The sequence below is a fragment of the Ruegeria sp. N4 genome (assembly GCF_056531425.1).
On record NZ_JBQFLT010000011.1, the window covers coordinates 95,580 to 107,921 of the forward strand.

Genomic DNA, 12,342 nt, shown 5'->3' on the forward strand with positions numbered 1-12,342 from the left:
GAAGGCAGCCTAACCATACTGAAAACAGTATGTCCTCGTCCGCGTCACAGCAATAGAAACTGCGATTTTCCGCTGGGCGCGTGAGAGGTGTTCGCCCATAGCGGCCTTTTCAGGTTGGGAAAGGCGTATCTTTCAAGGCACCTTGACAAGATTTCTGCCACAATTAATTTTATCAACTAAAATAATAACACGGGATAATGCCGAATGTACCTTGGGTTGGATTTGGGAACGTCCGGTCTCAGAGGGATTCTGGTGGATGACGCCGGTCTCGTCTTATGTGCCGCCGAAGTCAGCATTTCGACCGCAACGCCCAAACCCGGGTGGTCCGAGCAGACACCGTCAGATTGGATCGATGCATGCAAAAAGGTTGTCACGGAACTCCGCGCGCGTGATGCACAGGCGTTTTCCAAATTGCGTGGAATTGGCCTGAGCGGACATATGCACGGCGCGACACTTCTGGATGCGGACGGTCGCGTGTTGCGGCCCTGTATCCTCTGGAATGACACGCGTTCAGCCGAAGAGGCGGCAGTGCTGGATCAGGCACAGGACATGCGCGCGATCTCGGGTAACATTGTCTTCCCGGGTTTTACAGCGCCAAAGCTGGAGTGGGTGCGTTCGCACGAGCCCGATGTGTTTGCGAAGACAGCCAAGGTTTTGCTTCCGAAAGACTATTTGCGGTATTGGCTGACGGGCGAATGCATTTCGGACGTGTCAGACAGTGCCGGAACATCCTGGTTGGATGTTGGAACCCGGCGGTGGTCGGAAACAGCGCTTGCATTGGGTCATATGCGCGCCGATCAGATGCCTCGATTGGTTGAAGGCAGCGATCCGGGCGGCGCGTTGAAGGCTGCATTGCGACAGGAATGGGGGCTTTCCGGCGATGTGATCGTGGCCGGAGGGGCAGGTGACAACGCGGCTGCGGCTTGTGGCATTGGCAGCATTCGGGACGGCACGGGGTTTGTCTCGCTGGGAACGTCGGGCGTTTTGCTTGTTGCGCGGGATGGTTACGCCCCTGCGCCGGAAACGGCAGTGCATTGCTTTTGTCACGCCGTACCTGACAAGTGGATACAAATGGGCGTCATCCTGTCTGCCACGAACAGCATGAACTGGTTGTCGCGGAACCTGGGCCAGCCTGTTGAAAAACTGGTTGCGGCCTTGCCTCGCGCGGTGTCGGGCCCGTCGTCGGTTACGTTCCTGCCCTATTTGTCGGGCGAACGGACACCGCATAACGATAGCCACATCAGGGGCGCGTTCTTGGGCGTGGATGTCGCCTCGGAGCCCGTTGATCTGACGCAATCCGTCATGGAAGGCGTTGCCTTTGCGATGAGGGATTGCCTTGAGGCCCTGAAACGCACGGGGACAAGACCAAGCAGTCTGATGGCAGTGGGCGGAGGCGCGCGATCCCGGTTCTGGTTGGAGACATTGGCCACCGTCTTGCAAGTGCCGCTGGACCTGCCCAGGGGCAGCGAGTTCGGTGCCGCAATGGGGGCCGCGCGCCTTGCCATCTGCGCCGTCAACAGCGCCGCGCCAGCCGAGGTTATGACGCCGCCTGAAATCGAGGATCGTATCGATCCGCGCAGCGACCTGATCGACATGTATGAACGTGAATACGGGCGATACCGGCAATTCTACAAGGCGTTGGCGCCGTTGGCTGCAAGATGACACCTGATGCGGGAACGCGCTCTCGGATCGAAACGGCCATGTTGTCGGATGGTGACATGCGGGTCACGGTTCTGAACTACGGGGCGATCACGCAAGGGTGGTGGTACAAGGACACGTCACTTGTGCTTGGGTTCGATGACCCTGCCGCGTATTTCTCGGATACAAGTTTCATGGGCGCAATCATTGGGCGCGTCGCGAACCGGATCGGCGGTGCCCGGTTTGAATTGGCGGGTCGCAGTTACGACCTGAGCGCCAATGAAGGCAGCAATACTCTTCACGGTGGCGCACAGGGACTGTCCCGGCAGTTCTGGGCCCTTGCGCAGACGGCACCAAACGAGGCTGTGCTGAGCCATCAGTCACGTGATGGGGAAGGCGGGTTCCCCGGCGATGTCAGGTTCGAGGTCCGCGTCACCCTGCGGTTTCCGCGATTGATCTATACAATCACGGCACATCCTGACCTTCCGACGCCCATCAGTGTCACGCAACACAACTACTACACTTTAGGTGGCTTCAAAGGCGTTGCCGCACATCGATTGGAACTTGCTTCAAGCCGATATCTGGAAATCGATGAGCAGGGAGTTCCTACTGGTCGACTGTGTTCGACCGTTGGCAGCGAATTGGATTTTTCGGCACCAAGTCCGATCAGACAGGCGTCAAAGGGGATCGACCATTATTTCTGCTTCGACCAGGATCGTGACCCGGTCGCACCGGTGGCGGTGTTCACTGCGCCGTCCGGCCTGACGCTGACAGCCTATTCCGACCAGCCCGGTGCGCAGGTCTATTCAGGTGCCAATCTGGCAAAACCGCCATATGCATCGCCCGGTCTGTGCATCGAACCTTCGGGATACCCAAACGCCCCCAACATCCCGTCCTTTCCTTCGATTATCCATACGCCCGAAAGCCCGTACCGGCAGGTGCTTACCCTTGAGATCTCAGAGGGTCGTGATGAAGGTTAGGTGGCTCTTTCCGGTTCTTTGCGTATTGATCTCAAGCGCAGGCAGCACAAGTGCCCAGAACCTTGGTGATCGGCCCGAGTTCCTCGAGCCTGATTTAAACAGCGTCGAACTGGGGCAGCTGCTTTTCTATGACCCGATTTTGTCCGGCAACAAGAACATCAGTTGCGCAACCTGTCACCATCCCGATCTTGGTACATCAGATGGCCTGTCCCTTGGCATCGGGGAAGGGGGGCTTGGTCTGGGTCCCGAACGCAGGCTGGATCCCGAGAACACGCCTGAGCAACGTATTCCCAGAAACTCACCGGGGCTTTGGAACCTCGGCGCGACGGAGTTTACAACGTTTTTCCACGATGGGCGGCTTGAGGCGGACCCCACGCAACCGAACGGGATCAGAACGCCGTTGGGCACGCATATGCGGCCCGGCTTTCAATCCGCCTTGGCGGCGCAAGCCATGTTCCCGGTGCTTTCGCCGGATGAAATGGCGGGTCACTACTTGGAAAATGACGTCAGCAAGGCGGTTCGACTGGGTCTTTTGACCCAGCAAGGCGGCGCGTGGGATTTGATAGCCGCCCGTGTTGCGGCCATTCCGGAATACCGGCAGAGGTTTGGCGTCATCGCCCCGGATGCCGAGATTACCTTTACCGCCATTGCCAACGCGATCGCAGATTTCATCGCGTTCGAGTGGCGCGCGGATAACAGCCCCTTTGACCGCGCGATGAGAGGCGAAGGTGAATTGCCGGAAGACGCCGAAACCGGCATGGGCCTGTTCTATGGCAAGGCCGGGTGCAGCACCTGCCATTCAGGTTGGTTCCAGACAGATCACGGCTTCCATTCGATTGCAGTGCCGCAGATCGGGCCGGGAAAATCCGCGCGATTTGAAAGTCATCTGCGCGATGACGGGCGTTTTCGCGTCACAGGTAACCCGGAAGATGCATTTGCGTTTCGCACACCATCGCTGCGCAATGTGACATTGACCGCGCCTTACGGACATAACGGTGCCTTCGCCCGGCTCGAGGATATGGTGCGCCACCATTTGGACCCAGTGGCCTCTTTGCGGAATTACACGATTGAAATGGACCTGTTGCCGGATTTCCCCGGTGCTGATGATCAAAGCCCGTTATTGGATCGGCAACACATAGACGAGATCGCGGAAAGCAACAGCCTGTCGCCACTGTCTCTGACGGATCAGGAGATCGACGCTCTTCTCAGCTTTCTGGCAAGTCTTGAAGACCCGGCAAAGCGGTTGGGGGTGCCCTCTCAAGTTCCAAGTGGCCTGCCGGTGGATCAGTGATTAACGGGAAATCCGGACGATTTGGTTGGCGCTGACCCTTTGCCATTTGCCCGTTTCTCCGCCCGGCCAAATGACCCGAACTTGCGCGTCGCTTTCATCGCCCAGGCCAAAATGATGAAACCCCGAGATGCCCCCTGCATGACCGCCACCAATCGTTATTTCGCGGGTTTGAACCCCTGCCGGAGTTTTTATTTCGACAAATCCACCAACTGCAAAGCGGTTGGATCTATCCTGAGAAACGCCAAGCAACAGCCAGTGGCCCGCGCGCGAAATGTTCTGGCTGACTTCCAGTTCCGAGCCTCGATTGACGACCACCAGATCAAGCCGCCCGTCATTGTTCAGATCGGCAACTGCCGCACCGCGGGACTTTGCCATTGAAGCAACGCCCGCCTCAGCCGAGGTCTCAGCGAATTGCCCATGGGGTGTCTGCACAAGCAGGTTGTTGGGATCGTTCAAAGCGGCATCCGGCATTTGTTCTACATTGCCCTTGGCAACGAAAATGTCGTCGCGGCCGTCGTTGTTGACGTCGCCAAACTGCGCGTGCCACCCGGTCGACGGCCTGCCATCATCGCCGACATGAGGTCTGTGGGCTGTCGTTCCCTTGTCATAAGTGGCATCGCGCCACGTTGGGCCTTGCGCCGCTGGGTCAAACACCTGCAGCTTCTGATCGCCCATGGAGGTCAGGTAAACCTCGGGAAAGCCGTCCCCCGTCAGATCGCGCGAGGCGATCCCCATGCCCCAGATCGAATAGGGCATCCAGCCGTCCTCGGGCGTGAACAGGCGGGGTTCCGGTTCCATCGCCCAAAGCTGCTCTTGCCCGTTGCGCACATAATAGTGGCGGTCATTGCTGACACGAAGATCCGCACGCCCCGTTCGTGCCCAATCCGAGAACAGTATGGACAGGGAACAATAGCCGGGTTCAAGATGTTGCAGTTGCCCGTAGCTGTGCCCTTCGGGGCGATAGAGCAGGGTCGGCCCGCAGGCCTCAAACGGACCGTCCGGATCGGATCGATCAACATAGGTTCCAAAGGCCAGAGTGGGCAAGTCTTGACCCTCTTCCCAAGTGGCCGAGAAGCCGGTGGTCCAGTGGTCGGCGGACAGAAAACCAAGGTTGTCAAAGGGCTTGAACTGGCAATCTGGCAGGCCTTGCAAAAGCAGGTCTGCGCCAACGCGCAGAATTGCCAGATCCAACAAGCCGTCGCTGTCAACGTCCAGGGGATAAGCACCGGTTACCCCGGTCAGCGACAATTGACCGGGTGTTTCGGCCCGAAAGGAAACCGTGTCGCCTGAGGCATTGTTGAACAGTTGAGATCGATTTGATCCACCGGCAACAAACAACTCGGGCAGCGTGTCACCGTTGCAATCGAAAACCGCGACGCCGCCGCCGACAAAATGCTCCCATCCGCCATCGTAGATATGGGCTGGGACATCAATGCGCTGGAATTCGGGGGCAGGCCCCTCAGCGTAAGCCCCACTGGCCAGAACCCAAAAGACCAGCGGTTCAGGACGCATGGGCCGTAAGCTCCTGCACTTTGAGGATTGAGATCTGTTCGATCCCATAGGCGGCTGCGCCCTTGGCCCACATCAGATCGCCCCAATCGTGGACTTTGAGTTCCGGTAGGGGGGCATCGACACTGACAACACCGTTTCGGATGCGGTTCATCACCTGGTCTGAGCAGAGGTATTCAAAGCTCATTTGGGTGCCAGACACGATGATACACTCAGGGTCATACAGGTTGATCAGATTTGACACCCCAAGGCCGAACATCTGACCGGCGCGGGCAAGCACCGACGCAGCCCTTTCATCCCCGGAACCGGCGCGATCATAGATGTCGGACACGCTCTCCATCTCACTGTCGTGGCCTGTCACGGTCATTTCGCGTATCAGGGCATAATCCCCGACATAAGCCTCAAGACATCCACGTTGGCCGCATTGGCACAAGGCCCCGTCGAGGTGAACCTTGGTGTGACCGAATTCCGCGCCGCAGCCGCGTTCTCCGCGGTAGAGTTTTCCTTCCAGAACAATTCCCAGACCGACACCATGCTCGATCGTCACAACCAGAAAGTTTTTCAGCCCCTTGCCCAGCCCAAACAGCTGTTCGGCTTTGGCGACAAGATTGGCGTCGTTGTCCACGAAGACCGGGCAGGGGATATCCTTCGACAGCAACAGATTGAAATCGATGTTCCGGTCGGTGATCGAAGACGACCAGTGCACAAAGTTCCGTTTTGCATCGACAAGACCTGCCACGCCAATGGAAACACCGGCCAGATTGTTGAGCGTGCCGCCAATCTGCCTGCAGGTTTCCTGAAGGGCTTTGCACACTGCCTCGACGAATTCCGCCGGTGTCATTCGGGCGTGTTCCAGCGGCTGTTTGTGCGATGTTACTTCGTTGCCTTCAAAGTCGACCAGAATAACCGAAATCACATGCCGCGCGACTTTCAGACCCGCCACAAGGTGGGATTGCCCGTCCAGTTGCAGCAAAACCCTGGGCCTGCCTCTTTTGCCGGAACCGGGCTGCGCCTCGCCTTCGGTTTCCTTGATCAACCCGGCGGAAATAAGATCGGCTGTTGCTGCTGTGACGGTGGCCGGGCTGGTTTGCAAAGCGGATGCGATATCGATCCGCGAGACGGATCCTTGCGCTCGAATATGCTCCAACACCCGCAGGCGGGTTGTGTTTCTTTGCTCCAATGAAACCAGAGAGGCTTTGCTTTTCAGCATCTTATCCTCGCGAATCTTGCCGTTGGCCCAATCTATTTGAAATTGCCGCCTTCTTGTAGAGTAAATATTTTGCCGACTAAAATAAATATGGTATTCAAAACTGTGAGAGCCGCGAATCGAGATTCGATGGCTCGGCAAATGGGAGGAAATCATGAAAAGAATTCTCAGCTTCTCAGCTTCTCAGCTTCTCAGCTTCTCAGCTTCTCAGCTTCTCAGCTTCTCAGCTTCTCAGCTTCTCAGCTTCTCGGCTGCGGCCACCTTGTTGGCTTCTGCTGCCTTCGCAGAGCCGGTGGTCGGCGTAAGCTGGTCCAACTTTCAGGAAGAGCGATGGAAGACGGACGAAGCGGCCATCAAATCAGCGCTGGAAGCGGGTGGTGCTGAATACATCTCATCTGATGCGCAGTCGTCATCCGCCAAGCAGCTTTCGGATATTGAAAGCCTGATCGCACAGGGCGTGGACGCGTTGATCATTCTAGCGCAAGACGCGCAGGCCATCGGGCCGGCCGTTCAGGCTGCGGCTGACGAAGGTATCCCGGTGATTGCCTATGACCGTCTGATCGAGGATGACCGGGCCTTTTACCTGACCTTCGACAATGTCGAGGTCGGCCGCATGCAGGCCCGCGCCGTCTTTGATGCCATGCCCAAGGGCAATTATGTGATGATCAAGGGGTCCCCCACCGATCCAAACGCCGATTTCCTGCGGGGCGGTCAGCAAGAGATCATAGGTGCGGCGGTAGACAGCGGTGACATCGTCATCGTTGGTGAGGCCTATACCGACGGCTGGTTACCTGCGAATGCGCAGCGCAACATGGAACAGATCCTGACGGCCAATGAAAACAACGTCGACGCGGTTGTTGCGTCGAATGACGGCACAGCAGGCGGTGTTGTCGCGGCGCTGACGGCGCAGGGCATGGAGGGTATTCCGGTATCCGGGCAGGACGGCGATCATGCAGCGCTGAACCGGGTTGCACTTGGAACACAGACTGTCTCGGTCTGGAAGGATGCCCGTGAACTGGGCAAAGCCGCCGGTGAAATTGCGGTTGCGCTGAGTAGTGGCACAAGCCCTGCAGACGTGGATGGTGTGGTCAGCTGGACATCGCCGGGCGGCACCGAGATGAACTCGGTCTTCCTTGCTCCGGTCCCGATTACCAAGGACAACCTGTCCGTCGTCGTGGATGCGGGATGGATTTCGCAGGAAGCGCTGTGTCAGGGCGTCGAAAACGGACCTGCCCCCTGTAACTAAACCACTCAGCCCCTGGCCCTGATTGGGCCGGGGGTACTTGCTGAAAATGAAAGATCGGAAATGACCGAAACTTCGTCTCAGCCGATACCTGAAAAGGCAAAACCCAGCCTGTTCCAGCAACTGGAACTGGATTTGCGGCTTTTGGGCATGATCGGCGCGTTTGTCATCCTGTGCATCGGGTTCAACATCGTCACCGACGGACGGTTCCTGACCCCGCGCAACCTGTTCAACCTGTCCATCCAGACGGTTTCAGTGGCCATCATGGCTTGCGGGATGGTGTTCATCATCGTCACGCGGCATATCGACCTGTCGGTCGGGGCTCTGCTGGCGACAACCTCGGCGGTGATGGCAATGACGCAAACCGAACTGCTGCCGCACATGCTGGGGATGGGTTTGAACAACCCGGCAACATGGGCGATCACCATAGTGATCGGTCTGTTCGCGGGCACACTGATCGGTGCATTTCACGGCTGGTTGGTCGGTTATCTCACGATCCCGGCCTTCATTGTCACCCTTGGTGGTTTTCTGGTCTGGCGAAACGTGGCCTGGTACCTGACCAGCGGTCAGACCATTGGCCCGCTGGACAGCACCTTCCTGATGTTCGGCGGCACAAACGGAACCCTGGGCACAACGGTAAGCTGGCTGTTCGGGCTGTTCGCCACCGCAATCGCCATCTGGGCCTTGTGGAGCGGTCGGCGTGCAAAATCCGCGCACGGGTTTCCTGTCAAACCCGTCTGGGCCGAAGGCACCCTGGCCGGGATCATCGCTGTCGCGATCCTTGGCTATGTATACATTGTCAACAGCTACGCCATTCCCACGCGCCGACTGCAACGCATGTTCGAAGCACGTGGAGAGGAGATGCCCGAGGGATTGGTCGTGGGGTACGGCATCCCGATCTCGGTCCTCATCCTGATCATCGTTGCGGTCACCCTAACTGTTGTGGCCCGGAAAACTCGGTTCGGCCGCTATATCTTTGCCACCGGCGGCAACCCGGACGCGGCAGAGCTATCCGGCATCAATACACGGCTTCTGACCGTCAAGATTTTCGCGCTGATGGGGTTCCTGTGCGCTGTATCCGCCGTGGTCGCCTCGGCGCGGCTGGCGAACCATTCGAACGACATCGGTACGCTGGATGAGTTGAGGGTCATCGCGGCGGCAGTGATCGGCGGGACCGCCTTGTCCGGTGGCATCGGCACAATCTACGGCGCGATCCTTGGCGCATTGATCATGCAGGCGCTTCAGTCCGGCATGGCCATGGTTGGCGTTGACGCGCCGTTCCAGAACATCGTGGTCGGCAGCGTTCTTGTGCTGGCCGTCTATATCGACATCGTCTACCGCAAGCGACTGGGGGCAAAGTGATGCAAGCTCAGGACACGCAGAAAACGCCCTCAACATCCGCTCGCGGAACCGGTGCGCCGCCCTTGGTCGAAATGCGCGACATTTCGATTTCCTTCGGGGGGATCAAGGCGGTCGATCATGTATCGGTCGATCTTTACCCCGGCGAAGTCGTTGGCTTGCTTGGCCATAACGGGGCCGGGAAATCGACGCTGATCAAGGTGCTTTCCGGGGCCTATCAAATGGACCATGGCGAGATCCTGATTGATGGTAAACCGGTTGAGATCGACAACCCACGGGATGCGCGGGCGAATAATATCGAGACCATCTACCAGACCCTCGCGCTGGCCGATAATCTGGATGCAACGTCGAACCTGTTTCTGGGGCGCGAGATGACGACGCCCTTCGGGCTGGTCAACGACGCCGCCATGGAGGCTGAATGCCGCAAGATCATGGCGCAGCTTAACCCGAATTTTCAGAAGTTCAGCGATCCGGTGTCCGCGCTGTCGGGCGGTCAAAGACAGTCTGTGGCGATTGCACGGGCCGTCTATTTCAATGCCCGCATCCTGATCATGGATGAACCCACAGCGGCGCTTGGCCCGCATGAAACGCAGATGGTCACGGATCTGATCCATCAACTCAAGGCGCAGGGCATCGGGATCTTCCTGATTGATCACGACGTGCACGCGGTCATGGATCTGTGCGACCGCGCCTCGGTGATGAAAAACGGGAAACTGGTGGGAACGGTCGATATCGCGGACGTCACTGATGACGATCTTTTGTCGATGATCATTCTGGGCAAACAGCCCGGTCAGAAGGCAGACTAGGGGGCAGGAATGAAAAGCGGATTTTTCGACGGGATCGAACAAATCAAGTTCGAGGGTATGGACAGCAAAAGCCCCTTGGCCTTCCGCCACTACGACCCGGACGAGATTGTCATGGGCAAACGCATGGAAGATCATCTGCGATTTGCGGTCGCCTGGTGGCATTCTTTCGCGTGGGAGGGCGGAGACCCCTTTGGCGGACCCACCTTCGAACGCCCTTGGCATCCGCAGGACGATATGGGCCGGGCCCGTATGAAGGCGGATATCGCATTCGAATTGTTCGAGATTTTGGGCCAGCCCTTCTTTTGCTGGCACGACGCCGATATCCGGCCCGAACAGGGCAATTTCGCCGACAATCTGAGAACGCTGGAAGACATCACCGACTATATCGGTGAAAAGATGCAGGCGTCCGGCACCCGGCTGCTGTGGGGGACGGCCAATATGTTCAGCCACCGACGCTGGATGGCCGGGGCCAGCACCAATCCCGATCCTGACGTGTTCGCGTTTGCGGCGGCAACAGTGAAATCGTGCATGGACGCAACCCACAAGCTGGGCGGAGAAAACTATGTCCTCTGGGGTGGCCGCGAAGGCTATGAGACCCTGCTGAATACCGACCTGAAGACCGAACTGGACCATATGGGCCGGTTTCTGAACATGGTCGTGGAATACAAACACAAGATCGGCTTCAAGGGTGCCATTCTTGTCGAACCCAAACCGCAGGAGCCGTCCAAGCACCAATACGACTATGACGCTGCAACCTGCATCGGGTTTCTGCGGAAATACGGGTTGGAGGACGAGGTGAAGCTGAATCTCGAACAGGGACACGCAATCCTTGCCGGTCATAGCTTTGAACACGAGATCGCAGTTGCCGCGGCCGAGGGGATGCTGGGGTCCATCGACATGAACCGAAACGATTACCAATCCGGCTGGGACACGGATCAATTCCCCAACAACACGCCCGATGTGGCCTTGGCCTACTTCTACATTCTGAAAGCGGGCGGCTTTACAACCGGCGGCACGAATTTCGACGCCAAAATCCGCCGTCAGTCGATTGATGCAGAAGACCTTGTCGCCGCGCATGTCGGTGGCATGGATATTTGCGCCCGAGGTCTCAGGGCCGCTGCCGCAATGATCGAAGACGGGGGCTTGGATGCTGCGCTTTCTGACAGGTATTCCAATTGGAGCTCACCCTCAGCGCAAACCATGTTGAACAGCAGCCTCGACGACATTGCCGCCCGAGTCTTGCGGGATGGGATCAACCCGGAACCACATTCAGGGCGTCAGGAGATACTGGAGAATTATGTGAACAGGTTTGTGTGACGACCACAATTACACGCGCTACGAGCCGCAAGCATCAGCCCGCAAGCCAGTCCACGACCTGCTGCACCTCCCGCCTTTCCGGGCGGCTTCCGCGCACCTCGACGAAATAGGCATGGGTGGGGGGGATGCTTTCATCGAAAAGCCGAACCACCCGTGCCTCGGCAAGGTCCTGATCAATCAGCGGCAGCCAGCCGATCACGATCCCTTGCCCCTCGGCAGCACCGCGCAGCAGGGCGTTTGCGTCCTGGAAGATCGAACCGCGCAGCCGGTTTGGGACGGGCACGTTCATGGCTGCGAACCAATCCAGCCACCCCCAGTGGTTCCTTTGGTGCAGCAGGGGTAAATTCAGCAGGTCTTTCGGGTCCTCAATGGGTCCGTAGGTGTCAAGAAATGACTTGGACGCAATGGCGACGGGGCTGAGCTCAAGCAATTTGATCGCATCACCCGATGTCTCGGCCATGCGGCCCCAGCGGATCACGATGTCGAGGTTTTCCCGCACGCTTGTTCCGGGTTCGAAAGTGGGCAGAACCTCAAGCTCGATATCCGCGTGAGAGGCCCAGAAATCGCTGATCTTTGGCATCAGCCACCGCGCGGTGAAAATCGGGCCTGCCGCCAGGCGGACCACCTTGCGGGACCGGCGGTGAAGCGTGCGCACCGCTTCGTCCAATATCCCAAAGGCCTGTGCGGCGGCGTTTGCAAGTCGTTCGCCGTCTTCGGTCAGTGTGACATCCCGACCGCTGCGCACGAACAGCTTGGTGCCAAGCTGATCTTCCAGCCCGCGAATATGGTGGCTGATCGCCGTCGGGGTGACTGACAAGGCTTCGGACGCGGCGCGAAAACTGCCCAGCCGGGCGGCGGCCTCAAAGGCGCGCAGGGCGGGAAGGGACGGTTTCATGCCAAGCCTATTGAATAGTTTTACTCATCTATTGCTGAGTAAGCTGCCTTTGTAAACGTGTTCTGGATATGAAAGCCTGATCTCGACAAAAAGCAAA

The 12,342-nt window shown here is 58.1% G+C and carries 10 protein-coding genes; 7 read left to right on the top strand and 3 right to left on the bottom strand.

The genetic code is table 11. The annotated features are described in order from the left end of the window. Positions 1 to 204 precede the first annotated feature (204 nt). The 3 genes from xylB to ACR0LW_RS16370 are packed head-to-tail and all read left to right on the top strand — an operon-like array spanning position 205 to position 3,909. Positions 205 to 1,662, top strand: a complete 1,458-nt coding sequence (gene xylB, locus ACR0LW_RS16360) for a xylulokinase (protein WP_480883315.1) — start codon at positions 205 to 207, stop codon at positions 1,660 to 1,662. After that, a complete protein-coding gene (locus tag ACR0LW_RS16365; RefSeq protein ID WP_480883317.1) occupies positions 1,659 to 2,618 on the top strand; it encodes an aldose epimerase family protein in 960 nt (319 codons plus the stop codon). The genes xylB and ACR0LW_RS16365 overlap by 4 nt, the downstream gene beginning before the upstream one ends. Then, complete coding sequence (locus ACR0LW_RS16370) at positions 2,608 to 3,909, top strand: cytochrome-c peroxidase (RefSeq protein WP_480883319.1); 1,302 nt, start codon at positions 2,608 to 2,610, stop codon at positions 3,907 to 3,909. The genes ACR0LW_RS16365 and ACR0LW_RS16370 overlap by 11 nt, the downstream gene beginning before the upstream one ends. Here the strand turns inward: ACR0LW_RS16370 and ACR0LW_RS16375 are convergent, their stop codons facing one another. Both ACR0LW_RS16375 and ACR0LW_RS16380 read right to left on the bottom strand, forming a co-directional pair. Next, positions 3,910 to 5,421 (bottom strand): CRTAC1 family protein, encoded by a 1,512-nt coding sequence (locus ACR0LW_RS16375; protein ID WP_480883321.1) that lies wholly within the window; start codon positions 5,419 to 5,421, stop codon positions 3,910 to 3,912. It lies immediately after the preceding gene. After that, positions 5,411 to 6,628 (bottom strand): ROK family protein, encoded by a 1,218-nt coding sequence (locus ACR0LW_RS16380; protein ID WP_480883323.1) that lies wholly within the window; start codon positions 6,626 to 6,628, stop codon positions 5,411 to 5,413. Before ACR0LW_RS16380 ends, ACR0LW_RS16375 begins: the two co-directional genes overlap by 11 nt. A 151-nt stretch (positions 6,629 to 6,779) precedes the next feature. Between ACR0LW_RS16380 and xylF the strand changes: the two genes are divergently transcribed. Genes xylF through xylA form a run of 4 tightly spaced genes read left to right on the top strand, consistent with a single transcriptional unit; the run spans position 6,780 to position 11,350 of the window. Further along, positions 6,780 to 7,871 (top strand): D-xylose ABC transporter substrate-binding protein, encoded by a 1,092-nt coding sequence (gene xylF, locus ACR0LW_RS16385; protein WP_480883325.1) that lies wholly within the window; start codon positions 6,780 to 6,782, stop codon positions 7,869 to 7,871. A 60-nt stretch (positions 7,872 to 7,931) separates the two neighbouring features. Beyond that, positions 7,932 to 9,230, top strand: a complete 1,299-nt coding sequence (locus tag ACR0LW_RS16390) for a sugar ABC transporter permease (protein ID WP_480883327.1) — start codon at positions 7,932 to 7,934, stop codon at positions 9,228 to 9,230. After that, positions 9,230 to 10,033, top strand: coding sequence for an ATP-binding cassette domain-containing protein (locus tag ACR0LW_RS16395; protein ID WP_480883329.1), 804 nt, complete (start codon positions 9,230 to 9,232; stop codon positions 10,031 to 10,033). Before ACR0LW_RS16390 ends, ACR0LW_RS16395 begins: the two co-directional genes overlap by 1 nt. A gap of 9 nt (positions 10,034 to 10,042) precedes the next feature. Continuing rightward, positions 10,043 to 11,350 carry a xylose isomerase gene (gene xylA / locus ACR0LW_RS16400; protein ID WP_480883331.1) on the top strand — a complete coding sequence of 436 codons (1,308 nt, stop codon included), beginning with the start codon at positions 10,043 to 10,045 and terminating at the stop codon, positions 11,348 to 11,350. Positions 11,351 to 11,384: 34 nt separating this feature from the next. On the opposite strand, the gene ACR0LW_RS16405 is transcribed toward xylA, so the two are convergent. After that, a complete protein-coding gene (locus ACR0LW_RS16405) occupies positions 11,385 to 12,245 on the bottom strand; it encodes a LysR substrate-binding domain-containing protein (protein ID WP_480883333.1) in 861 nt (286 codons plus the stop codon). Between the last annotated feature and the right edge of the window lie 97 nt (positions 12,246 to 12,342).